Below are 23,596 nucleotides of genomic sequence, written 5' to 3'. Positions count from 1 at the left end.
TAGATGGAGGATGCCTATGGAACTGCGTCAATTACGCTATTTTATGGAAGTTGCAAAAAGAGAACACGTATCTGAGGCGGCAGAATATCTGCATGTAGCTCAATCAGCGATCAGCCGTCAAATCGCGAACCTGGAATCTGAGCTAGGTGTTAGTTTATTCAAACGCGAAGGAAGAAATGTCAAGTTAACAGCAATAGGAAAAGTCTTTCTTGAGCATACAGAAACGGCTATGAAAGCTATTGACTATGCGAAAGAACAAATTGATGAATACCTGGATCCCGAAAGAGGAACGATTAAAATCGGATTTCCCACAAGCCTTGCCAGTCACCTTCTTCCTACTATTATATCAGCCTTTAAAGAAGAACACCCAAATGTTGCTTTTCATCTTAGACAAGGTTCGTATAAATTTTTAATTGAATCGGTTAAAAAAAGAGATATTAATATTGCTTTTTTAGGCCCTGTACCTGTAGAGGACCAGAGTATAGAAGGCCATATTCTATTCACTGAAAATCTTTTAGCCCTTGTTCCTTCTCATCATCCGCTCGCTGAACGGGATAACATTCGGCTGCGAGATTTAAGAAATGAAGATTTTGTGCTATTTCCAAAAGGATTCATTTTACATAAAATGGCCTTCGACGCTTGCAAACAAGCAGGATTCATGCCCAATATTTCATCTGAAGGAGAAGATTTAGATGCGATTAAAGGTCTTGTATCCGCAGGAATCGGCGTCACGCTTCTTCCTGAAAGCACAGTGTCTGAAACGACTCCTCGTTTTACGACTAAACTCCCTATTCATACGCCGCAGCTTCAGCGTACAGTCGGAATGATTATTCCTCGAAATCGTGATTTAGCACCTTCTGATAAAATTTTTTATAAGTTTGTCAAAACCTTTTTTGAACGACTGGAGCAGTATAAATAAGAGAGGCTCCCTGCCTCTCTTATTCTTTGCTTTATACACTATTCCTCAGCTGATCAATTGTATAAGTAGCTCTTCTTCCCCTAAAGCTAACAGGCATTGACGCTTACCGGACTCTTTCTTATACTGAAGTAACTGACTAAAAAGAAACAAGGTGACTGCTATGGATTTTAAAATTAATTTTTTATCATTTTACGTAATACAAGTAGAAGGAAAAGAAGAACAGGCTTCTAAACAATATAAGCATTTTCAAACGCTTGATACAGAAGAATATGACGAAAGTTCCATTAAAGATTTTTTAGATGGTGAATTTAAAAAAATTGTAAAACGTAAAGTAGAGCGACACCCCAAAGCAGAACAAGTGCCTACAAAGCTCGGGTATTTTATAGTTGAACCAGGACACGCTCTCGACTCAAACCCTAATTATAATTTATTTCACCGCACTCGTTTTGCCACAAACAAAGAAGAATTTGAAGAAAATAGCGAACAGTTTATCAATGCATACCTTGATACTGCAGCCGTTCGAGGAGGAGCATTTTTAGTTGTATCTGCTGTTCCAAGAAAATATTTTGATCATGCTTTTGTGTTTATTTTAAAATGTGACTTCGAACCAAAAGTGGCTTCAATTTCAGATGAATCAACCCTTATTCGTCACGTAGAAATGGCGATTACTACTAAAAACATGAAATCTATTCAATACCCATACATGCCTGAAGAAGGAATGGTCGAAGAAAGCGAACTCGTCATCCACCAAGCGTCTCACGCTCGTTACTTTGAAGATTTCTTGAAATTCATTGACTACAACGAGCCGATGCCCGAGATTATGAAAACACAAGTGATGGATATGGTGCGTGAACACGTCAGCGAAACGTTTGAAGCAGAAAGCGTAGAACTCGAACAGTTTGAATCAGACATGGAACTGTGGGCAACAAGTGAAAAGCGTGAGCTTCAAGAACGCTTAGATACGCATCAAGTCATGGAAGCCGCTGCTCATATCGTCGAGCATACGCCTGATGCGGAGCTTAAAATGAAGCTTGGCGAAACAGAGATTAAAGGACTGTTAGCTGATTTCGGGGAAAATATTCACTTAGCGAAAGTAAACGGACGCTACGTGGCGTTAATTGAAGCAGAATCGATTCTGTTTGAAAAAGGCGCGTCTCCGATTGAGTTTCATAAGCCAGGTGATTTGCACGGGATTATTGAGAAAATCAACAGTAAGAAATGGGAAGAATAAATAAAAGCCAGAGAGTACAACATAGCTCTCTGGCTTTTATTTAACTGAAAAACCAGCTCTATTTATCCACCTTAATTCTCTACTAATTGGCTCACGGAAACATTTTGTTCATTTTCCGGCTTACCTAGCGGATAAATTCTTACCGTATCATTTTCTTCGCTTACATGTTGAATATAAACGGCCGTATCGTTATACGTAACGTTAGCCATAACGGGTGAATCAGCAATTTGTTTTGCTCGCTGCTTGTCCATGTTTCTTCCCCCCTCTATGCTGATATACATATAAGGTTTGCTCAAAGAATAGATGCTATTCGCCCCCTAGAGCAGTTCTACCGTTTTTTAGCGGTGCAGTAGCCAAGGTAAAAAACGAAAGAAGTATAGGTAATGAATGCAGCTCCAGCCAGCAAGAGCATTTTGTGATGATGCCAAAGGGCCGCATATGTTTTGATGAAGATTCCCTTTGTAAGTAAAATATATTGATACACAATAAAAGCAACCACTAAAGCAAGAAACAGCACTCGAAACAAACGAATGAAATCAATGTTAGATAAAATGGAAGCAGCTTTTACCCAGGGCGATGTAGGAGGCTCCGCTTTTTTAGTGCTTCGGCTCTTCGACTTTTGTTTCTTTGCAGGCGGAGCTTTTGATTCTTCTATTTTAGGTGCTGGTTTTTGTTTTCCTTGAGCCATCGGTCACTTTCCCTCTTTCTTAAATAAAGTGTCTAAAAAAGAAGCTTTTCTATTTTGCATATTCAAGAAAGAACCAGCTATCTCCTTTTGACTTTTAAAAATACTTTCCTTTTTTAAATACAGAATGTCTTTAGGTATGTGCCTATAGCATTTTTCTTATCTTCGCATACGTTATATCGTGTTTGATTTGAAATTACTATCTAAAAGGAGCGGTGCCCTAATGAACCCTTATTATTTCAACCCTGGATACATTCCTCAGCAAGTTGATTACTCAGTTCAACAATACTATCCCCCTTACGTACCACAGCATGAAGAATACGATGAAAGACAGCAGCTTCAAAATCTTGGAGGATTTGAACGAAGAATTCGTGCCCTTGAGAGACAAAATGAGGAGCAAGTCAGAGAAATTACTCGTTTAAATCGAGTTGTGGAGCGACATACTGATCGTATAAACAGATTAAATCAGCGCTTACGCAATGTAGAAAGAAGACTTAACATTCCATTTACAGCAAGCCAGGACGGATTTTAAACTCACCTTAAGCATTCCCGTTTCTTTTGAGCGAGAATGCTTTTTTACATGTCTTCCGTCATTTTTGATAGCACAAAGGATATTTGATTAAACTTTACATAAAATAAAATTTGACTATGAAAAAGAAAAGGAGAAAATCACATGAAATCCCCTGTTGTTATTTGTCCTAACTGTCATTCTCAAAAAGAGCTTGCTACCGTTTTAACTGCTCAGTCCAATCAAAACGTTATCTATACATGCTCAGCTTGCGGCTATAAGCTGACAAACATTAAAACAAGCAAAGGATAATCAGTATCTCTCACCTCACTTAGTACCTATACTCAATACGTCCTTCTGTCCATATACAAAAATTAACGTTTACGTAAATGTTATTAATTTTGTATACTGATAGTATTATGGGAAAGGGAGTTGAAGAAGTTGAAGTTTAAAATGAAGGAACGCGGGCAGCTGCATTTGAGTCCCGAAGGAAAACAATTAATTTTAGACTTGTACGAATCAAATATGATGGAATCTGTAAATGAAGCTTTGGATGCTGAAACAAGAAGCTTTCACAGGGGAAAAGCCGATGGGATACAGGCTATTTTACTTCTTTTAGGGGTACAGCTAGAAGAAAACACTTCACAATCATAAATGAATGCGCTATAAAAACCGTAAAAGCAGACGCACTCTTCTGGTGAATGCGCCTGCTTTTTATGATTCTTCCTGCTCAAATTTTACAATTGCAGTCTTAGCACGATCTCTCAGTGACAAAAGGTCAGACTCTACTTTTAAGATATTCTTCTTTTTCTGTTCAATCAGTTTGAGCTGCTCTTCTACCGTATGTAACACTTGCTCTAACTTTTCTTTTTGTTGACTTGTTCCTTTCACTTGCCTATAATCCATCTTTTGTATTTCAAGAGTATCACTTAAAGCAAGAAATTCCTGTAATTCTTGAAGTGAAAAACCCATGACTTCTTTGGCATTCGTAATCTTCTTTAAAAATTCTACATGTTCTTCGGTGTACAGACGAAATCCACCTTCACTTCTTGGAGGTGCTGGCATCAGTCCAATTTGTTCATAATAACGAATTGTACGTTTTGTTAAACCGCTTTGCTTCGCTACATCATCTATTTTTAGTTCACTCATTTTTAAATCCCCTTTAATCAATTAACAATGTCAACTTTTCATACTTGTTACTATTATACACTAACGCTAGATATCTCAAAACAAATCTGAACAGCTGTGCACTTATTTAAAAATAAATAAGCAATTTCTTTACCCTTTTTTAGAGTAAAAAAATTGCTTATACAGTATATTATGCTGGATTCTTTTCTCTAAAACCTTATCATAAGGGCCGTTTTTGTTAATTTACGATTTAGCATACAAATTAATAAATTTGTTTTTGAGAGTTCTTATTTCTATCCACTAAATGTTTATTAACTTGTATGTAGCCTTCTCTTTCTGTACTAGCCCCGCCTGCGCTGAGTACACCGATAGCCACGCATGCTATCCAACCTAATTTCATTATAACAGAAAGCGCTTACATAATAAAGTGTTATGCTTTAATTTCTAAAAAGTTATAAATGAAATCAGCAGGTCTTTTTCCACCTCCTGCTGATTTGTTAAATAGAACCGTCAAGATACAGCTTTATCAAACAGTAAATAAGTCGTCCTAATAAGCTACTTTATAAATCAAAAACCGTTCATATGGGTTTTTACGATCCAACTCTGGCAGCATTACGTCTTCTTTTAAAATAAAAGAAGGGTGTTTTTCGAGATGATGAAGATAATCCTCCGAACTATAATATAAAATCAAATCAATCTCGCGCTTATTCTCTTCCCACGAAAGCAAAATATTGTTCACTACTTGGATAAAGATTTGAACTGAAAAAGGATTAAAAAAATAGAAGCAGTTGTCTAGTGGATGAATCTTATATTCCTGGGCTAAACAACACTGAAAATGAATAGGATGTTTGCGGCCCTTGGCTTTTTTCAAATAGCGCCTCTGGTTATCTATGGCCTGCTCATAAAAATGTTCATTCATTTCTATCCCTACAGCGGTGGCATTGCACAGGTAGTTCACATAAAAATTCAGCCTTCCTTTTCCACATCCGAAGTCGACAATTCTATCACTGCTTGTTAGCTCATACTGAGTGAAAAGTGTTTCTAATGCACTATAAGGCGTGGGTTCATAACGATGGTAATGAAATGAATCGTTGAATCCCTTTTGTTCTCCCGTTGTTTTTATATTTAATAAAGCGTCATAATATTGCTCATTCATGGCCAATCTCCTGTTTATAGTTGTTGAAAAAGAGAAAGAAGGACAGATGCCCTTCTTTCTCACTCTACTTTCACACGCATTTCTGATATTTTAAGACCAATCTCTTCGATTAACTGCACAGCTTCCGCTCGCTTTTGATCATCTAATATGCTGATTCCCCGTACGTCTACGCTTTTTAAATATCGATAAGAGGCTTTAAGACGTTCTAAGGTATCCTCTTGGTCAAATGTTTTCATCATTATCTCCTCCAGTATATGTAGTTACTATATGTATACCACAAACATGTCCGTAATAAATCTAACCTGTTTAATAAATACTATAACGTATCTGATTTATCTAAGAGGAAATGCACTTCTAATAGCTGATATATACTCAAAAAATTCTTGGGTTTTCGAATTTTTACGTTCATTTCTCGTGTTAGTTGCAAAAAAAGCTTCTCTTTGCGCTTTACTTATCTCAATTTGCACACCCATCCGCCTAGCTGTTTTATTGGTTATATTTCTAGGGCTTGTACCGGAAAAAGGGTCTTGATCTGATAAAATTTCTGTACTAAAACCTTTAGAAACAAGCGCTTCATACACTTTGGATCTTAATGCCTTGTCAGCACCGCCGATTTTAGTGTGTTTTTTATTTTTATCATTGTATCCATGAAAAGATACGGCATAGTCTTCTTTCGATATAATAGTTAGCGCATGAGGTTCATCAAAATGAGTGGATGTGATATGAAGATCGGCATTTCCTGCTTTCTTTAACCCTTCAAATATATAATACGAGTATTCGTTTCCTGCTAGCCCAACAGCAAGTTCGGATGTTCCAGTTTCGATACCTCCGCCGTGTATCGCAAGCATAATAATGTTAGAAGGTCTGATTTCGAATTGAATTTTGTAGTCTTGGTTGTATACTTCATGAGAGGCAAGTTCAGAGAAGCTAGCATATTTATCTGGCATCATATATCCTCCTTGTGAATAAGACATAGTAAACAAACTTATTAGTTCTTTCTTTAATGTACCACATCTTTTCTTTCATCACATACTATGTGATTGCAATTACCAATAAATATGGTACGATTAAGTTCGAGTTTCTTGCTCGTTAAAAGTTCACCAGATAGTCAAAATTTTCATTTTTAAGCATTCCATTTTTATCTTATAATAAAGGATGTACTTATTTTTAATTGGTAATTCGACATTTTTCTTTGTTTTTTTAAAAAGTTCAAGGAATGTTAACAAATTTTACGAGCAACCTTGATGTAATTACGATATTTTTTTGTTAAAATAGTTTAGTTGATTAATAAAGATTAGGTTTATTCATGTAGGAATAAGCTCAAAAAGGAGAATTGCTGTGAAAAATACCGAAGTTATCACAAAGGAATCACTTCCTATCAATCAGTATTTTTCCCGGGAAGTAATCAGTGCTATTATAAAAACTGGGATTATTAAATCGAACTCACTAGGAATGGTTGCTGGGCTTTGTCTCGCAATTGCTGTTAATGACTTAAGCTTTGTGACACAAATTCCTATCATTATTTTGGCTTTAATTGGGACATCCTTTGTCGTAGGAGGAGCTGGGGCAGTTAATAACTTCTATGACCGTGATATTGATGCAATCATGAAACGTACGAAAGACAGACCGACGGTAACAGGAGCGGTCAACCCTAAATTTGCTCTATGGTTAGGACTGGCTTTATTTGTTATCGGTGTAGGTATTTTATTTTTAGTTTCTAACATGGCCGCCATTATGGGTATTTTAGGATTTTTCTTTTATGTAGTGCCTTATACTATGCTTACAAAACGTACAACCATTTATAATACCGAAGTCGGAAGTATTTCTGGAGCTATGCCTCCAATCATTGGCTGGGCCGCTATTTCACCAGACTTATTTCATCCGGTAGCAATTGGATTGTTTGTATTTATGTTTTTATGGCAGCCTCCTCACTTCTACGCTATTGCGATTAGAAGACTTGAGGAATATAAAGCCGCAGGTGTACCAATGCTTCCTGTAGTAAAAGGTATCCGTCGTTCCAAAGTCCAAACGCTTGTATACCTAGTGATTTTACTAGCGTCATCTTTCTTATTTTTATCGTTTAGTAAAATTATCGCATTTACAATGTTCGGTTTAACACTAGTGTGGATGCTTCTTGGGATTGTTGGATTTAAAAAATTAGAAGATACAAAATGGGCTACTTTAATGTTTGTGTTCTCATTGAACCATCTTACGATTATTTTTGCCCTGATGATTATACTGTCATTTTTTAAATAATAAACGTTCAAAAGCAGGTAGCTATCAGCTACCTGCTTTTATACTAGATACATCTTTTGCTTTCAGTGAAATCATTCCTCCGTATCTCGCCGAAACGGCTCCACCTAACGCGTTGGCAAACCTTGTGTACTGCTTCCGTGACTCCTCACTTTCAGGTAATCCTTTTTCATGAATACACCAGAGAATTCCTGCCATAAATGCATCACCCGCTCCCGTCGTGTCTATCGCCTGCACTTCATTTGCACTTACATGAAGCGCTTGATTTGCAGTAACGGCTACTGCGCCATTTTCTCCTTGAGTGACCCATACGTACGGAATATGATACGCTCTCAGTTTTTCTAGGCTTTCTGTCAGATCTGTTGAATTCATCAAAAATAGGAGCTCCTCTTGAGAGATTTTCAAAATGTCTGTTTCGGACAAAAACGGTGTCACGATATTTCTACATGCTACTTCACTTTCCCATCTTTTCATTCGAATATTTGGATCAAACGCTACAAGCATACGATGTTTTTTTGCGAGCTTCACAGCTTCTTTTGTAGTTTCCTGGGAAATCGGATGAAACAACGTCCCTGATCCAAAATAAAAAATCGCTGCCTGCTCAAATAAAGCTTCCTGCAGCTCATGTTTGTACACTTGCTCATGAGGTGTAGAATCTATGTAGGAATGGAAGTAACGATCTCCTTCTTTACTTTTATGTACATACACTTCACAAACTTTTTTAATCTCCGATATTACACAGCCGCTTTGATTCACTCCTTCAATTAAAAGCTTCTTTCTTACAAAATCACTTGTTTCATCACTGCCTAACTTGCAGATATAATATGCTTTTGCTCCTAACTTCTGAACTCCGACTGCTATATTAACCGTTGTGCCTCCTAAAAAAGGGTCAAAGCTGGTGTTAAATTCGTTTTTAGCAATATAATCAATAAATGCCTCATCGTATGAAATAACTCCTTTTTTCACGTTAATCCTCACCTTCTTTCTTCTGTCTCCCAACGCATTTGACGCATACACACGCTTTTCCTCTGCTTTCTAAAGGAATTTGTTTAAACAGATCAGAAGTAAAAACTTTCTGCATGCACCAACACTTTTCTATTTCTCTGCCTTGCACAGAAGCACAGTTATTTTTCTCACCGCAGATAGGACATCTGCTATCATCGCCTGAAAATGCCATAAATTCCTCTCCTTTTTTCTATGCAGTTGTATAGGTTATGTTTATTAGTATACAAGAGGTAGTTAAAATGCGCTTTCTACTTTTTGATATTTTCATTTTCAACTTCTCTTATTCTTGATACTATACATATAAAGAAAATAACATATTGAGAAAGGAGCCTTTATGACGACACATTTATTTCACCAAAAACCCCTTGCTACATGGATGCGTGAATATCCTTTATTAACACCTTTAATCAATAAGCAGGAAACACTTTGGATAAATCCTTATTTAAAACCTGCTCAAGAAGCACTTTCATCTCTTTCTTTACATACCAAAGATATAAAAGATGCAAAAGAGCGACTTTCTCGCTTTTCTTCTTTTCTTCAAATCGCTTTTCCAGAGCTAAAAGCATCAAAAGGAATCATTGAATCACCTCTTCAAGAAATTACGCACATGAAAGACTATTTAAATCAACAAATGACTAACAAGCTGCAAGGGACATTGCTGATGAAATGCGATCATGATCTTCCCATATCAGGTTCTATTAAAGCAAGAGGCGGTATTTATGAAGTATTAAAATTTGCTGAAAGTCTTGCTATCAAAGAAGGAGTGCTTACCGAGGAAGACAGCTACGCTCTTCTAGCTGAAGAACGATGTAAAAAGTTATTTTCTTCTTATTCTATTGCAGTAGGATCTACCGGTAATTTAGGTTTAAGCATTGGTATTATAAGCGCCGCTCTCGGCTTTAACGTCACCGTCCATATGTCAGCCGATGCGAAGAAATGGAAAAAAGATCTGCTTCGTTCGAAAGGCGTAACCGTTATTGAATATCAGTCTGACTACGGAAAAGCCGTGGAAGAAGGACGAAAGCAAGCCGAAGCAGACCCCGCCTGTCATTTTATCGACGATGAGCAGTCTAGAGATTTATTTCTTGGTTATTCCGTTGCGGCTTTACGTTTGAAAAAGCAGCTAGCCGAGCTGCAGATTCAAGTAGACGCCGAACACCCTTTATTTGTCTATTTACCTTGCGGAGTAGGCGGAGGTCCTGGCGGTATTACGTTTGGATTAAAAGCAATATACGGTGATCACGTTCACTGCTTTTTTGCTGAACCTACCCACTCCCCTTGCATGCTGCTTGGATTAATGACTGAGCTGCATGATGGCATTTCCGTTACGGATATTGGACTTGATAACGTAACAGCTGCCGATGGACTAGCCGTAGGAAGGCCATCTAGCTTTGTAGGCGAAACGATAAAATCGCTTATTAGCGGAATTTATACTGTAGAAGATGATCAGCTTTTCCGATTTATTTATGAGCTAGCCAATCGTGAAAATATGTATATAGAACCTTCAGCAGCGGCTGGTTTACAAGGACCTCTTCACCTGATGGAAAGCGGGTCTTCATATATACAAGCGCAAGCACTAGAAAACGATATGTCAAAAGCTACTCACCTTGTATGGTCAACTGGAGGCAGTATGGTGCCAGCTGAGGTGATGAATAGCTATTACGAGCAAGGAAAAAATTTAATGAATGGATAACGTCAAAAGGCATGGAGAACAATGATGTTCTTCATGCCTTTTTAGAAGAAGTAGCTTGCAGAAAGATAGGATGCCAAATTTCAAATGGAAAATATCCCGACTTATAGCTGCCGCTTGTACCCATAGTTGAAATTTTTATTTTCCTGTATCCTTTTTTCCATAAAAAGGTTCCTGCAAACACCTCAATTTGTTCCACTTTCTTTCTTCTTATAATCGTTGTTTTTCGTGTTAAAAACTGCGAGCGAATACTGACAAATACCTCGTCCATCATTAAGCCGCCTTGGCGATACCCTAACCAGTGAATAAATACGTACGCAAGGCATAGCACGGCAATAACCCACACGAATATTGATTGCCAAAAGCTGATGCCAATCCCTGCCGCTGCAAATAACAAGAGCGGTAATAGTAAGGGGTACCATGCATATTGAATCGCTGTATTTCTTGGACACTTTATATATTCATAGTGCGGGACATATACGTTCATTAATGCTGAAATCTCTTTTTGCTGGATAAACGGGTGTAAATAAACCTTTTCTTTTAAATCAGAGGTTACGACGTTTAACGAAACGGAAGACCATCCAAATAAGCGTCGAACCAACCCTTCCTCTATCGTAACAGCCTGTATTTTATGAAAAGGAATCGTAAGGGATTTCTTATTTAACAGTCCGTATTTAATATGTAGATAATGATCGTAGCGTTCTACTGTAAAACCGCCAAATCGTATCACATATAAAACGATAGACAGCACATAAGCAAGCACCACAATTACAGCCACTAATACAAATAAACCAAGCATCGATTGATGAATCATTTCTTCGTAAGCTGTCTTCACCCAGCGGTTGATATACGTATCAATATACTGATAGAGAAAACCAAGAGCAGCAAATATATAGCCAAAATTCCCGGAAAACGCAGCAGCTAACGCCAGCTGTTTCACCGACACTTTCATCATATGTTCAGGACTTTTTTCTCTTATTTCCGGCTGACTTCCCGACAGCTTTAACGTATCTTTAAGATGGTGCGCTTCTTTTAGTGAAATACCAGATAAATCAATTTCAGCATCCTTACCGCTGCTGGCCGTGTCAATACGAAGCCGGGCTAAGCGAAGAATTCTAAAAACAAACGGCTGATCTAACTGAATCGATTGAATGCGATTTCGTTGAATAAATCGTTTTTCTTTTTTAAAAATCCCTTTATGCAGACGCACTTCCGTTTCCGTTACTTCATAACGAAATTCCCTCCAAGTAAAAAAAGCAAATAAAGCGACTACGCCTCCTGCTAATAGCGTTGCCCACCAATATGTAAACAACAGGTGCCGATTGACAATAAATACAAACACAAAAGGCAGGATATTATTTTTTATATGTTCTATAAATGCTATTGCAATATATAGCGGATGCAGCCGCTTACTCATCTTCATCATCTACCTCTGCTAGTCTAGCAATATACTCCCGCAGTGCTTCAGCATCTCTTTGTCCAAGTGCAGGAATTTCAACACTTCCAGCGGCTGTGATGATTTTAACAGATGCCAAGTCAAATTTTCGAAAAATCGGCCCTGTCAATGTTTCAACGTGCTGCACTTTCATAAGCGGGATTTTCGTATGATACCAGATGAATAGCCCTCTTTGTACATCAATTTGAGTATCTGTTACTTCATATGAATATACATTCATATATACATTTGGAGCTATAATTGTATATATGATAAAGCTCACGACTAATAGTCCAGCTGATATCCATCCAATAATTGACCACCAATCAAAAAAATGAACGAGTAGAAAATAACCCGCTGTTGCTAGAAGCCAAAGGCTATGCGTAAAAATGGATTGCCAGCGCATCGCTTTTTTAGCCTCGAGGGGCAATTTGCCCTTTAAATGTTCAAACTCCATAAAAACTCCTTTCTCTACCTTTTTCACTATTTCTATTACTATATTACGTTAAAAAAGGAAAAAAGTTTCATAGTTTGCTATTTTTTTATTACTTTTTGATGAAAAACAAACAAGGCTGCCTATTTCGAGGCAGCCTTGTTTGTTATCGATAAACTCCGTCTTTCTCTCCGTGTACAACAGCCGCTCTTTCAACTGCTTCAGATACTGCTTCATGTACAGCTAGATTAAGAGGGTGAGGAACTAAATCGCCTGGACGCGTTGAATTCGCAATGGCTTCAGCTGCAGCTACAAGCATCGTATGCGTAATATCGCGCACCCCTGCATTTAACACTCCTCTGAAAATACCTGGGAAGCCAAGCACATTATTCACTGACCTTCCGTCAGTAGCGTAAATAGCTCCTGCTTCAAGAGCATCTTCAGGTTCAATTTCTGGCTTTGGATTAGAAAGTGCTAGAATAATTTGCCCTTTTCGGATCCATTCTTTTTGTATTAAGCCAGGTACACCCGTTGTCGCAATAACAATATCACAGTTCTCCATAAGCTCTTCTAATGAATCCGCTACTTTTCCACCGTAGCTGACTAAGCGTTCATTCGCTTCAGGAGACTTATCAGCTCCTATCACCTGTTTAACACCGTAAGCCATGAACATTCTGCAAGTAGCGATACCGGCAGCTCCTAAGCCAATCTGCCCTACTTTTGCTTCTTTCAAATTCACACCTGTGCTGCGGCAAGCTGAGATAGCTGCTGCTAGCGTCACAACTGCTGTTCCGTGCTGATCATCATGCATAACTGGAATATCGAGCTCTTCTTTTAAACGTTCTTCAATTTCAAAGCAGTGAGGCGACCCTATATCTTCTAGTAAAATGCCGCCGAATCCCGGTGAAATATTTTTAACCGTTTGAATGATTTCTTCCGGCTCATTTACATTCAATAAAATAGGGATAGCGTTTACATTGGCAAGCTGATCAAATAACGCGGCTTTTCCTTCCATAACGGGCATTCCTGCAACTGGACCAATATTTCCTAATCCTAGTATAGCGGTGCCATCTGTTACAATTGCAACCGTGTTTCCAATGCTCGTATAAATCTTCGCTTTGTCCGGCTGTTCTTGAATAGCACGGCAAACGTTTGCTACGCCTGGTGTATACACTCTTCTTAAGTCAGCGATCGACTCAATTTTCATTTTGCTTTTCATTTGAATTTTACCGCCTTCATGCGCATGAAGGACTTCATCTGATACTGTATGTAAAATAATCCCTTCTAAACTACGAACCGCTTCAAGCAATTCCTCAAGCTGGTCTTCACTTTCTACTTGAACCGTAATGCTTCTCATGGTGTAGTTATGTCCTACTTTAACGGTTTCAACCTCGCCAATGTCTCCTCCAACATTTCCGATAGCTGTTGCTACTCTTCCTAAGTTTCCGGGTACAGTCGGTGTTTGTACCATTAACGTGCGTATTAAATTATTCATCATATCCCCATATCCCCCTTGTCCTAATCCTGCAAGTACGTACGCTTACTAAATGAAGCGTTTAAAACGGTCGAATTCCCCATAAGTTCATGTTATCTACTTATCTTACAAGTAGATCTATACATACTATCTTTTCCACCAAAGGAAAAGAAATAGATAACGCTTTCAAACAGACGTTTCGCTTTGATTATAAGCAAAGTTTTTAGAATAATCAAGCGATGACATTGTGAAAATTCATAAATTATTAAGAAGGAATTTGTTCTTCATAAACAGAAAAGACTTATATAGAGAAGAAACAAAGGAGTGAAGTAGTTGAAATCAATTTGTGTGTTTGCAGGATCAAGCGCTGGAATAAAAACAGAATATAAAGAGGCCGCCGTCTCGCTAGGACGCTATATGGCCCAAAAAAACTACCGGCTGATTTACGGAGGCTCACGAATGGGTCTGATGGGAGAAGTTGCAAATGAAATGCTTCAGCACGGAGGCGAAGTCATTGGCATTATGCCCCGCGGTTTGTTTAGCGGTGAAATTGTTCATACCGCGCTGACAGAACTTATCGAAGTAGAGAGCATGCACGAGCGAAAAGCAACTATGCACGAGTTAGCTGATGCTTATATTGCACTTCCTGGAGGTTTCGGAACATTTGAAGAGTTGTTTGAAGCTCTTTGCTGGGCTCAAATTGGTATACATAAAAAACCAGTAGGATTATTAAATGTGAACGGCTACTACAACCCGCTTATGCAAATGGTTCAGCATGCCGTAGATGAAGGATTTTCTACAGATTCTGCTATTCGTCTAATCAACATTTCTGATACTCCCGAACAGCTCATCTCTTCAATGGACACCTACACGTCTCCTTCAGAGGACCAAAAATGGAACACTGAAAGCTAAAAAGCAAGCGCATCATTTGCGCTCGCTTTTCAGGCGTTATTAAAAGCAATTTCATATTTTTTTACACCAAAAACAAAAGGGCTATCTATTGGCTTTAAAGACTGATTCTGAACTTTGGAAAATCCCCCTTTTTCTAGTAACTTAGTAAAAGCAATTTTTCCTTCCATTCTTGCTAGCGGTGCTCCTAAGCAAAAATGGATGCCAAATCCAAAGCTCACGTGAGGATTTGTTTTACGATGTACGACAAAAGTGTCAGGCCATTCAAACTTAGCTGAATCTCTATTTGCACTCGCTGCCCAGCTAATTACCTGCTGTCCTCTTTTAATCTTACACTCTCCAAGTTCTACATCTTCAGCAGCTATGCGTCCAATCGCTTGAATAGGAGGATAATAGCGAAGCGTTTCTTCTACCAGGTTCGGAACTAGCGATATGTCTCGACGAACTTCATTCTGCACGTCTACGTCTTCTGTCATATACCGAACTCCGTTCGTAATTAAGTTTGTTGTTGTCTCATTACCTGCTACTAGCAATAAAATACAAAACCCCAGCACTTCCTCTTCTGTTAAATGCTCGCCGTCGATTTCTGCTTCTAAAAGAAGCGAAATGAGATCTTCTTGTTTATTTTGCTGACGCTCCGCGATAATTTCTTTAAAATACCCTTGTAAAAAAATCACGCCTTCATTACGCTTTTGCATCATTTTCGCAAAAGCTTCGTCTGAATTATTTTCGGCACCGCTCACTAAGTCATCGGAGTACTTTTTAAACAGTGCTCGGTCTTGTATTGGTACTCCTAGCAGCTCTGCTATTACAATAATCGGCAGTGGTCCAGCAAAGTCTTCTACTATATCAAACTTTTCTTTGCTGCTTACTTCATCTAATAAATAATCTGCAATCTCTTCAATATGACCCTCCAAGTGCTGAATAGCTCTTGGCGTAAAAGCTTTGTTTACTAAATTTCGTAACTTTGTATGTTTTGGAGGATCCATCATTAAAATACTTTCTTGGCGTTCTTCCATTGCTCGTTTGGATGAAAAAAGCGACGGGTTTTTTAAAATATACTTTACTGTTTCATAATCAAATACATCCCAGCAGTTTCGGCTTTCATCGTAACGAATAGGTGCCTCTTGACGCAGGCTATTATAAATATCAAATGGGTAAAGCTGCTGTTCAACAGATTTAATTTCTTGCATAGGAATTAAATTAGCATAACGATTTTCTCTTTTCACTGCTTTTGGATTCATCTCGTCTTCCTTCTTTCGTTTAAAAGTAAAACTCGGTAAGGTTTTTAATCGACTATAGATAAAAGAATTTTTTTCCATCTTTTATCTTTTGATAAGCCTATCACAAGGTTTTTTCACTTTCAACGGACATAATCAGAAAATTTTGTCAATTATACCGAAGACTTATTTTATTTAAGGTCTAAATAAGTAATTTTTTCCCATTTTTTTAGTTCTTTTATCTTGTTTCATAATAATCATAGAGATGGTTACACTATAAGTAAGTACGTAAGAAAGTAGGGATCTCATGTGATGGATGCCCTTATGTGGGGTGGTGTCTCAGGCTCAGCTGTATTAATTGGCGCTATTATAGCTATTTTTGTACCTTTAAAAAAACAGTTGACTGCTTATATTATGGCTTTTGGCACGGGCGTTTTGTTAGGAGCTGCCGCTTACGAGCTTATTCAAGATTCGGTAAAAGAAGCGGGAATTATTCCTTCTTCTTTAGGCTTCTTAACAGGTGCAGGACTCTTTACTCTTCTTGACATGACCTTAGCTAAAAAAGGCGCTCACAAAAGAAAACGTTCGGACCACCTTGTCCCCGCTAGCTCGGGACTAGCCATTTTTATTGGTACTATTATGGATGCTATACCTGAGTCACTTATGATTGGCGCAAGTTTGATTGAACAGCACCACGTTAGCTGGCTGCTTGTTGTCTCTATTTTTATCAGCAATATACCGGAAGGAATCTCCGGGACAAGCGGACTACTAAAAAGCCAATACAGCCAAAAGAAAATTTTTTCATTATGGCTTTCAGTTTTTTTTATATCAGCTCTTTGCTCTTGGATTGGATACTTATTTCTTCAAGACGCTACCCCAAAGATGATGGGTTTTATTGCCTCATTCGCCGGGGGTGGAATTGTGGCAATGGTTGCTTCTACGATGTTGCCGGAAGCTTTTGAAGAAGGTGGTCCTATTATTGGTTTTATTGCCTCATTAGGGTTATTAACTTCTATTATTTTGGATTATCTGTCTTTTTAATGAATAAACTTATATTTTGTATGAAACAAAATATATAGGTCTTTCGTCTTTACAAGTAGATATAAACAAAAGGAGTTACCATTATGAAAAAAATATATACTTCTCTTACACTTTGTACAGTGTTCACTTGGCTATCAGGGTGTACCTATGCACCTCATAATAATCTGTCTGCCGAAAGAGTCTCTGCTTCTTCTATTCAATATACTTCTTCTTCAAAACATGAGGCTTCAGTAGAGGAAATTACAAATAAACTTCCAGGACACGTTTATTTAAAAGGTATAGCCTTTCAAGATACGCAAAAACCTTATTACTTAGCAATTAATTACGCTGCAATAACTAATCAGCATACGTTTGAAAAAAGCTGGACGTCTGTTAAGACCAAACGCATACTTTTACATAACGCAACCATTTTACTTTCTGCCGTACAAAATGCTGACAGCGTTCACTTTACTATTAATACCACTGTTCCTCAGACAATCACTATTACTCGAAAAGAGTTAACAGACTTCTACGGAATAGATCTTCGGAATTATAATGACGTGAAACAAGTATGGAAAGAAAAATTCGAAGGACAGCAAGAAAAAATCGAGGAATTTTATGATGCACATCCAATTACGGAAATGCAGTAAAAGCGGCCCATGGCCGCTTTTTAAAGTTGTTTTTTCATAAACACCTGCTCAAGTTTGATTCCTTCATCTGTATATAAATCTTGAAAACCAAATGATTTTAACTTTTTCACGAGTAAGCTATTTCTTTTTTCAGGTACATTATATGTATTATAAGCAATTGGTCCATACATATTAAAAATGGTTGCTAATAAAAAGTCCAGAACGTCCTCTGAATTTGAGATATGTTCCTTAACGCTTCCTTGATAAAAAGTAACGGAATTCACGATGCCTATGGAAGAAAAATTCTTTTGAAATAATAGATAGCCAACTTCTTCGTTTTTTTCATCCAACGCAATAAACGCTTCTCCATCATGAATACAATCAAATTGATTTTTCCACGGAACGTCGTATGTATAAAAGGGTAGGTTTCGAATATCTTTTGCAAGCCTTCGCTTGAACGAATACGTAAGCTGATTCTTCTTTTTAAGTAGAGAAGCGTGAAAACTACCTCTATGCTTTAGAAATAAAAGCGTATCTACAATTTCATATCCATATTTCTGATAAAGGTGAATGGCTTTTTCATTCACTTTAAATGCTTCCAGACTGGCTTCCACTACTCCTTGCTGCTGATATCTCTCAAGTGTAGCTTTTAGTAAGGCTTCTCCAATTCCTATTTTTCGGTAAGGTAGGGCTACACTTGTGCCTCCATTCCAAGCATGTTTTTTTCCCTTGACCTTTTTTATTCCATTTAACATAATTCCAGCTGGTGTATTATTATAAAAAGCCATAAAAGAATGGTCGACAGATAGCTGATCGAAACCAAATCTACAAGTGAATTGATCTAGCGACAGCTCAATCGGAATGTAATAATCTTCAAAACCCTTATTGAATGCTTCTAGCGCATCAGAAAAAGAACACTGGCTTAAAGGCTTAATTATAATCACAGGACATTCCTTCCTTTTTTAAAAAGATAATAAGCTAGAAAATCATTATAAGAAAACATCATCAATAACCTTCTGAATTTTTGTGGTTTTTAAAAGAAAAGAAAGAGACATACCGTTTGAACACCCTGTCTCTTCCTTTCTTTTAACACTCTATTCTATTGTCTTTTAACCTCTACATCCGACGCTTTCACAAACGCATAGCGGTGATTAAAATAAATTTGATAATATTCGTCTTTTCCAACAATCATTTTGTGATCGTTTGGGTTTGTTGTAAAAGTTGGGGCATAGTAATAGTCACTCCTTAATTTCTCTACCCCCACGTACACCTGGTCTGGAGAAATTTTATACTGAAGTGGCACCATAGCTTTAACTGGTATATCAGAAGGATAGGCTGAAGCCTCCGGGAAAGCTCCTCCGTACACTTGAATGCTTTCTTTCCCTGGTTTTGGCGTTAATAATATGCCTGTACCTTTACTTGTATTTTTATTATGAGGATTATAAAACCACGCTTTTTGTCCTCCGTACCAAATCGCTGTCCATTCTCCTTTTGTCTCAGCTACTGCATACGTTTGTCCAGTTACTGCTTTGCTTCCCCAGTCTAACGTTTGTTTCGTTCCAGGCCCTGAAGCTGCAGGCTCATTCAGCAGCGGTGAATCATTGCTGGGAGCTTGATGCAAATACACAAAGTTGGCCGGCTGCTTTGGTGCATCTGATACTTCTGGCTGATTGTTTTGAAAGACTGGATTAATCGTAACGGCTAGTTTGTTTGTATGCTGGCGCTCGACTGGGCTTCCTACTAAATCCATGTAGTGCCCCCAATCCCAAAACGGCCCGGGATCTGAATGCATACCTGATTGAGCCTTAGGAGACAAACCCGGCACCTCATCATGACCAATAATATGAGCTCGGTCTAAGGGAATATTATATTCTTTGGCAAGGTGGCGTACGAGTCTTGCCGAAGAACGGTACATTTCTTCCGTAAACCAAGTAGATCCTTCAAGGGCGAATCCTTCATGTTCAATTCCAATACTGTGTGTATTAAAATACCAGTTTCCTGCATGCCATGCTACGTCTTTGTTATGGATCATCTGTGCGATATGGCCATCACTTGAACGGATTACATAGTTTGCAGCGGCTCTATTAGGGTTAGCAAACAAATCAATCGTTCCATCATAACTTACTTCTGTATCATGAATAACAATATAGCGAACATCTGATTTTTGGCGGTTTGCAATATCATAGTTTCCGTAATCTGAAGGACTTTCGCTGAATTTCCCGTAAAAAGCAGGGATGTATTCACATTTTAAAGATGCCGGACAATCCGCTTTATTCGTATTGGAATTTTCAGCACGAGGAATCGACTTATCTACATTTTGAGGGGAAATTTTAAGATGCTGTCCGTCTGACGTTGTATGCTCTGCTCCTTTTTCCAACGTTTCATATACATCATCGGCAAATACTTGAGCGTTTTTTTTATCCTGAGAAGCACCGTAAGCGGCGACTGCATCGTACCATTTTTGATCAGTGGACGGTATGTTTCCATTTTTGTCTTTTGCGATAAAAGCCAGCACAGCAGCGCCACCGCGAATATTTTGCACAGGATCTTTTTTTAATCTTTCTTTATCTGAGTTAAGCAGCTTAGCAGCTAAGGAGAGAGTTTGCTGTTTATCATATGCTGGTTTTAAAGGCACAGCTCCGTTTCCTTTTCCATCTTCTAAAGAAGGGATGTCTGTTAAATGCATAAGACCGTATCCCCCGGCTGCACTAGGTTTTCCATTATGACTTTCCCAGCGCGACTTGTTGTAGGAAATTGCTTTTAAAAGCGAAGCCGGCACACCAAATTCTTTAGATGCTTGTGCAAATGCTCGCTCTAAAGAATCTGACTGATTCTCTGCCGCCAAAGCGACTACAGGCTTTTGCAGCGTATGAAGGGGCATATAAGCTGTACATATGACACCAGCCGTAAGCATGGCTACCCCTATCTTATTTAGTTTTAATCTTTTTTTTAGTTTCAAACGTATTCCTCCCCCGTAAAGTATGTAAATGAGGTCAATAAAGACATAATATGACTTTACCTCGTTCTCAACCATTTCGTCTTCTTTCTTTCTATTCCCTTGAGACAATAGTCTAGAAGATTCGACAGAGTTACTAGGAGGAAAGATGTGGTATGAGGAAAAATTCATAAAAATCATCCCTCTTCTTTAAAGCTGCGCTCTCAAAAATGGTTGAGTACAGCAGCGGTCCATTCATCCCTTTTGCTGCCTTTTTAATAAAGCAGCAATATTGTAGATAATGACATTCCTTCTATAATTCAACTATTACTAAACCAAATTTCTTAATTTACCAGTTTTTTAACAGACTGTACGTTCGACATTTTAGTAACTTTTCACCATAGTTAACCATGGAAAAGGTTGCTATTATTAAAGACAAGAGAATGTTTACATATGATTGAACGCAGCAAGAACTGCTCTTGAAAGGAGATACCTTATGAGAGGACACAGCATTCCAGCAATTAAGTTGAATGAAGAAGAAAAAGAAAAATTAGAGGAACTTATTGAACACTATAATTTAAAACGAACGTCTCTCATTCGAAAATTTATTATGGATGGAAAAGTTAAGCCTCCCTTAATCGGCAAAGAAGCAGGTGTGGAACTATTGGTTAACCTGCGAAAGATTGAGTCTGAACTAAGCCGGCTAAGCAATAATATGCATCAAATTGCAAAGTACTTACATAAACCAAAAGATAAGCAAAACCATTCACAGAATCTTGAAGAAATCCTACTAGAAATGATGAAAAAACAAAAACATGTACAAGAAGATGTAGAGACTATTTCAGAGCAGCTTAGCGATCATTTATATGTTAAATAGAGAAAAAACGCTCTTTTCATTTCAGAAAAGAGCGTTTTTTATAAAGAAGTAGGGATTTAAATGCTTTTTTTCATGCCGCACTTTGCGCATGTACGGATAAAAATAAAGTCTTTTACTAAGCTTTTAAATTTCACATGTCCACAGTTATCGCATCTGCCTGCAACTTTATCCGGAAACTCCTCATATACATATACTTTTGTTAAATCAATCGCTTCTTGTTGCTCTTCCATTTCCATCACACCTTTATGCATCTTTACGATTCAGCTCTTTATATTCTATCAAAAATAAGTAAAATTACTAGGGTGAAAGCTTCAAAAAACAAGCAGGTTTTTTCACTATTTTTTTATCCGTTCAGCTTTGTACCACCAATTTTCTCTATCTAAAAATGCTTTTACATTCAGGATTTTTTTATCGCGAAGGGTAATGATGGCTGCCGCGGCTCCTTCTTTGGAAAAGGTTACGGCTGTTTCTAATTTCTCTTTTGTCACAAAAACTTTTAATGTTTCCATATTCTCTTTTGTTAATTCCGCAGTTGTAATGGTTTCTCCTTCAATGATTGTATCTTTTTTTTCAATAAAATGTTGTCCATCCATCACCCAGGCTGCACGCGTTTCACCATAAACTTGAAAGAAGGTATTCTTTTTTAAATAACCTGTTCTCTCTGACATATTTGCATCCTTATACGTCTCCGTATCCTCGGTTGTTTTTATCCATAAAGGTTTATATAAAAAAGCCGGCTTTGGAAAACCTTCCTCGTCAGAATCTCCCACAGGATTTGTAGATTTAGGCTCCAAGTTTAAAAACTGCGCAATCCCTTTTGCATATGCCATCCCCATATCTTTTAGAAATTGAGGATTTTTTAAAAGCTTTGCATCGTGTTCTGTATCAATAAACCCAATTTCAGTTAGTACAGACGGCATATATGAACGCCTTAACACACTATGATTAGCTAATTTCCTGCCTCGGTTAGAGTGATTGTATTTAGTGAGAACAAATTTCACATGATCGTGAATATCGTTTCGTAACACAATGGTTTGGTTATTTATATTTTTGCTATAAATAAAATCTTCATATCCCGTTTCGCCGCCTAAATTTATATGAATAGATAAGTATACATCAGCACCCCACGCATTGGCTTTGTTAACCCGTTCATTTAATGACAAAAACACATCGGTTGTACGGGTTGTACAAAGAGAAAATCCTTCATAGTGAGTAGAAAGAAAAGAGATGATGTACTGTTGAACAGCTAACACTAAGTCTTTTTCATATAACCCGCTGGCGACAGCCCCTAGATCTGCCCCTCCGTGACCTGCATCTAAATAAATTTTTTTCATATAACCTGTCTCCTCCTTATCCGTAGCATATGCATGAATAAGCGAAGACGTTTGTTATATAAAACTACTTTTATGTATAAAGCTTTTTGCTATGGCTCATTTAGAAGTCTTTACAACTGATTTACCATAGCTGGTAACATCAAAATATGTATTTGATCCATCGTCTTCATTGATCACAACATCTAAGTCATGAAAATAACGATGAAGCTCTTTTAACAGTGCTTGATCTTCCGTCTGCTCTAGCTGTCCAGCGAGCTTCTCCATATGCTGAAAGTCTTTCTTTAAAACAGAATCTTTTACTTCAATCGTGCCAATCGTATTGTTAATGGCTGTGGCTTCTTCTTGTACGGCAGGCCAGTCTGGATGCTCAATGGCACTCCACCCCGTCAAATCATTTAGTACGTCATGATGTTCAGCAATAAAGTCTTTTGCCTGCTGATCGCTGCTTTCCAGCTTATCAACTTTTTGTTGATCCACTTTAATGGCACTTGCCTTTATACTTTGCTGTGATAAAAAAGGAATTTTTCCGTTTTGGTACAATATCCACCCTGTCGCTCCTCCCCCGACTAAAAAAACGGATAAAGATATCGAAATGATCATACGCTTCTTCTTACTTTTATGTCTTTTTTCCATTTGACTCCTTTCCGGGTATTCAAAACCCTTTAGGTCTTATGAACTGAAACGAATAACCTACAAAAAGAATTTTACCATATTTTTAATATTAAAAATATTAAAAAAGAGACTCCTTCGAGTCT

Annotated in this window: 28 protein-coding genes; 11 read left to right on the top strand and 17 right to left on the bottom strand. The window is 37.8% G+C overall.

The features are described 5' to 3' along the window. The first annotated feature begins 16 nt into the window (after positions 1 to 16). Both AC0C45_RS19845 and AC0C45_RS19840 read left to right on the top strand, forming a co-directional pair. Complete coding sequence (locus tag AC0C45_RS19845; protein ID WP_013056801.1) at positions 17 to 919, top strand: LysR family transcriptional regulator; 903 nt, start codon at positions 17 to 19, stop codon at positions 917 to 919. A 160-nt stretch (positions 920 to 1,079) separates the two neighbouring features. Continuing rightward, positions 1,080 to 2,150 (top strand): DUF3900 domain-containing protein, encoded by a 1,071-nt coding sequence (locus AC0C45_RS19840; protein ID WP_237893927.1) that lies wholly within the window; start codon positions 1,080 to 1,082, stop codon positions 2,148 to 2,150. A gap of 71 nt (positions 2,151 to 2,221) precedes the next feature. Here the strand turns inward: AC0C45_RS19840 and AC0C45_RS19835 are convergent, their stop codons facing one another. Together AC0C45_RS19835 and AC0C45_RS19830 are read right to left on the bottom strand one after the other, a co-directional pair. After that, positions 2,222 to 2,401, bottom strand: coding sequence for an H-type small acid-soluble spore protein (locus AC0C45_RS19835; RefSeq protein WP_016763902.1), 180 nt, complete (start codon positions 2,399 to 2,401; stop codon positions 2,222 to 2,224). A gap of 77 nt (positions 2,402 to 2,478) precedes the next feature. Further along, positions 2,479 to 2,838, bottom strand: a complete 360-nt coding sequence (locus tag AC0C45_RS19830; protein WP_016763901.1) for a hypothetical protein — start codon at positions 2,836 to 2,838, stop codon at positions 2,479 to 2,481. Between the two features lie 220 nt (positions 2,839 to 3,058). Between AC0C45_RS19830 and AC0C45_RS19825 the strand changes: the two genes are divergently transcribed. The 3 genes from AC0C45_RS19825 to AC0C45_RS19815 all read left to right on the top strand — a co-directional run bounded on the left by AC0C45_RS19825 (position 3,059) and on the right by AC0C45_RS19815 (position 3,997). Continuing rightward, entirely contained in the window at positions 3,059 to 3,367 is a 309-nt protein-coding gene (locus AC0C45_RS19825) for a flagellar hook-associated protein FlgK (RefSeq protein ID WP_013056797.1), read from the top strand. 141 nt (positions 3,368 to 3,508) lie between these two features. Then, a complete protein-coding gene (locus AC0C45_RS19820; RefSeq protein WP_013056796.1) occupies positions 3,509 to 3,655 on the top strand; it encodes a hypothetical protein in 147 nt (48 codons plus the stop codon). A gap of 129 nt (positions 3,656 to 3,784) precedes the next feature. After that, the gene (locus AC0C45_RS19815) at positions 3,785 to 3,997 is read left to right on the top strand and encodes a hypothetical protein (protein ID WP_472928611.1); all 213 of its coding nucleotides are present in this window, start codon (positions 3,785 to 3,787) and stop codon (positions 3,995 to 3,997) included. Between the two features lie 60 nt (positions 3,998 to 4,057). Here AC0C45_RS19815 and AC0C45_RS19810 read toward each other — a convergent pair whose 3' ends face one another. From AC0C45_RS19810 to AC0C45_RS19795, 4 genes are all read right to left on the bottom strand, one after another. After that, a complete protein-coding gene (locus AC0C45_RS19810) occupies positions 4,058 to 4,492 on the bottom strand; it encodes a MerR family transcriptional regulator (RefSeq protein WP_013056794.1) in 435 nt (144 codons plus the stop codon). 526 nt (positions 4,493 to 5,018) lie between these two features. Beyond that, positions 5,019 to 5,627 (bottom strand): methyltransferase, encoded by a 609-nt coding sequence (locus AC0C45_RS19805; protein ID WP_034652615.1) that lies wholly within the window; start codon positions 5,625 to 5,627, stop codon positions 5,019 to 5,021. Between the two features lie 59 nt (positions 5,628 to 5,686). Next, positions 5,687 to 5,866 (bottom strand): hypothetical protein, encoded by a 180-nt coding sequence (locus AC0C45_RS19800; RefSeq protein WP_129542313.1) that lies wholly within the window; start codon positions 5,864 to 5,866, stop codon positions 5,687 to 5,689. A 93-nt stretch (positions 5,867 to 5,959) separates the two neighbouring features. After that, entirely contained in the window at positions 5,960 to 6,574 is a 615-nt protein-coding gene (locus AC0C45_RS19795; RefSeq protein WP_230586566.1) for a poly-gamma-glutamate hydrolase family protein, read from the bottom strand. A 391-nt stretch (positions 6,575 to 6,965) separates the two neighbouring features. On the opposite strand from AC0C45_RS19795, the gene cyoE reads away from it, so the two are divergent. Beyond that, positions 6,966 to 7,883, top strand: a complete 918-nt coding sequence (cyoE, locus tag AC0C45_RS19790; RefSeq protein ID WP_016763895.1) for a heme o synthase — start codon at positions 6,966 to 6,968, stop codon at positions 7,881 to 7,883. Between the two features lie 24 nt (positions 7,884 to 7,907). Here cyoE and AC0C45_RS19785 read toward each other — a convergent pair whose 3' ends face one another. Next, on the bottom strand, positions 7,908 to 8,846 hold the full coding sequence (locus AC0C45_RS19785) for a carbohydrate kinase family protein (RefSeq protein WP_472928607.1): 939 nt from the start codon (positions 8,844 to 8,846) through the stop codon (positions 7,908 to 7,910). 1 nt (position 8,847) lies between these two features. Next, the gene (locus AC0C45_RS19780) at positions 8,848 to 9,057 is read right to left on the bottom strand and encodes a cysteine-rich CWC family protein (RefSeq protein ID WP_026106566.1); all 210 of its coding nucleotides are present in this window, start codon (positions 9,055 to 9,057) and stop codon (positions 8,848 to 8,850) included. Between the two features lie 162 nt (positions 9,058 to 9,219). Between AC0C45_RS19780 and AC0C45_RS19775 the strand changes: the two genes are divergently transcribed. After that, positions 9,220 to 10,578 (top strand): D-serine ammonia-lyase, encoded by a 1,359-nt coding sequence (locus AC0C45_RS19775; RefSeq protein WP_472928604.1) that lies wholly within the window; start codon positions 9,220 to 9,222, stop codon positions 10,576 to 10,578. Between the two features lie 31 nt (positions 10,579 to 10,609). On the opposite strand, the gene AC0C45_RS19770 is transcribed toward AC0C45_RS19775, so the two are convergent. The 3 genes from AC0C45_RS19770 to AC0C45_RS19760 form a co-directional block, all read right to left on the bottom strand. Continuing rightward, positions 10,610 to 11,992 carry a PH domain-containing protein gene (locus AC0C45_RS19770; protein WP_236691139.1) on the bottom strand — a complete coding sequence of 461 codons (1,383 nt, stop codon included), beginning with the start codon at positions 11,990 to 11,992 and terminating at the stop codon, positions 10,610 to 10,612. Further along, the gene (locus AC0C45_RS19765) at positions 11,985 to 12,467 is read right to left on the bottom strand and encodes a PH domain-containing protein (protein ID WP_013082919.1); all 483 of its coding nucleotides are present in this window, start codon (positions 12,465 to 12,467) and stop codon (positions 11,985 to 11,987) included. Before AC0C45_RS19765 ends, AC0C45_RS19770 begins: the two co-directional genes overlap by 8 nt. 142 nt (positions 12,468 to 12,609) lie before the next feature. Then, complete coding sequence (locus tag AC0C45_RS19760) at positions 12,610 to 13,941, bottom strand: NAD-dependent malic enzyme (protein WP_013082918.1); 1,332 nt, start codon at positions 13,939 to 13,941, stop codon at positions 12,610 to 12,612. Between the two features lie 309 nt (positions 13,942 to 14,250). On the opposite strand from AC0C45_RS19760, the gene AC0C45_RS19755 reads away from it, so the two are divergent. Then, positions 14,251 to 14,829 carry an LOG family protein gene (locus AC0C45_RS19755; protein ID WP_025752097.1) on the top strand — a complete coding sequence of 193 codons (579 nt, stop codon included), beginning with the start codon at positions 14,251 to 14,253 and terminating at the stop codon, positions 14,827 to 14,829. Positions 14,830 to 14,858: 29 nt separating this feature from the next. On the opposite strand, the gene AC0C45_RS19750 is transcribed toward AC0C45_RS19755, so the two are convergent. After that, a complete protein-coding gene (locus AC0C45_RS19750; protein WP_013082916.1) occupies positions 14,859 to 16,070 on the bottom strand; it encodes a cytochrome P450 in 1,212 nt (403 codons plus the stop codon). Between the two features lie 285 nt (positions 16,071 to 16,355). Between AC0C45_RS19750 and AC0C45_RS19745 the strand changes: the two genes are divergently transcribed. Together AC0C45_RS19745 and AC0C45_RS19740 are read left to right on the top strand one after the other, a co-directional pair. Beyond that, positions 16,356 to 17,087 carry a ZIP family metal transporter gene (locus AC0C45_RS19745; RefSeq protein ID WP_472928600.1) on the top strand — a complete coding sequence of 244 codons (732 nt, stop codon included), beginning with the start codon at positions 16,356 to 16,358 and terminating at the stop codon, positions 17,085 to 17,087. A gap of 83 nt (positions 17,088 to 17,170) precedes the next feature. Beyond that, positions 17,171 to 17,716 (top strand): DUF4825 domain-containing protein, encoded by a 546-nt coding sequence (locus AC0C45_RS19740; protein ID WP_047933442.1) that lies wholly within the window; start codon positions 17,171 to 17,173, stop codon positions 17,714 to 17,716. Positions 17,717 to 17,736: 20 nt separating this feature from the next. Here AC0C45_RS19740 and AC0C45_RS19735 read toward each other — a convergent pair whose 3' ends face one another. Both AC0C45_RS19735 and AC0C45_RS19730 read right to left on the bottom strand, forming a co-directional pair. After that, positions 17,737 to 18,639, bottom strand: a complete 903-nt coding sequence (locus AC0C45_RS19735; RefSeq protein ID WP_216875105.1) for a GNAT family N-acetyltransferase — start codon at positions 18,637 to 18,639, stop codon at positions 17,737 to 17,739. A gap of 155 nt (positions 18,640 to 18,794) precedes the next feature. Continuing rightward, a complete protein-coding gene (locus AC0C45_RS19730; protein WP_257063665.1) occupies positions 18,795 to 20,654 on the bottom strand; it encodes an N-acetylmuramoyl-L-alanine amidase in 1,860 nt (619 codons plus the stop codon). A gap of 472 nt (positions 20,655 to 21,126) precedes the next feature. Between AC0C45_RS19730 and AC0C45_RS19725 the strand changes: the two genes are divergently transcribed. Further along, on the top strand, positions 21,127 to 21,507 hold the full coding sequence (locus AC0C45_RS19725; protein ID WP_013056777.1) for a plasmid mobilization protein: 381 nt from the start codon (positions 21,127 to 21,129) through the stop codon (positions 21,505 to 21,507). A gap of 56 nt (positions 21,508 to 21,563) precedes the next feature. Here AC0C45_RS19725 and AC0C45_RS19720 read toward each other — a convergent pair whose 3' ends face one another. The 3 genes from AC0C45_RS19720 to AC0C45_RS19710 all read right to left on the bottom strand — a co-directional run bounded on the left by AC0C45_RS19720 (position 21,564) and on the right by AC0C45_RS19710 (position 23,474). Continuing rightward, a complete protein-coding gene (locus tag AC0C45_RS19720; protein WP_025752091.1) occupies positions 21,564 to 21,743 on the bottom strand; it encodes a DUF8096 family protein in 180 nt (59 codons plus the stop codon). A gap of 99 nt (positions 21,744 to 21,842) precedes the next feature. Then, the gene (locus tag AC0C45_RS19715) at positions 21,843 to 22,841 is read right to left on the bottom strand and encodes an N-acetylmuramoyl-L-alanine amidase family protein (protein ID WP_237893921.1); all 999 of its coding nucleotides are present in this window, start codon (positions 22,839 to 22,841) and stop codon (positions 21,843 to 21,845) included. Between the two features lie 96 nt (positions 22,842 to 22,937). Beyond that, complete coding sequence (locus tag AC0C45_RS19710; RefSeq protein ID WP_047933436.1) at positions 22,938 to 23,474, bottom strand: hypothetical protein; 537 nt, start codon at positions 23,472 to 23,474, stop codon at positions 22,938 to 22,940. Positions 23,475 to 23,596: the final 122 nt, after the last annotated feature.

Source organism: Priestia sp. VA7, from assembly GCF_055710015.1.
The sequence above is the reverse complement of the archived record's forward strand: the minus strand, read 5'-3'. Positions and strand labels throughout refer to the sequence as shown.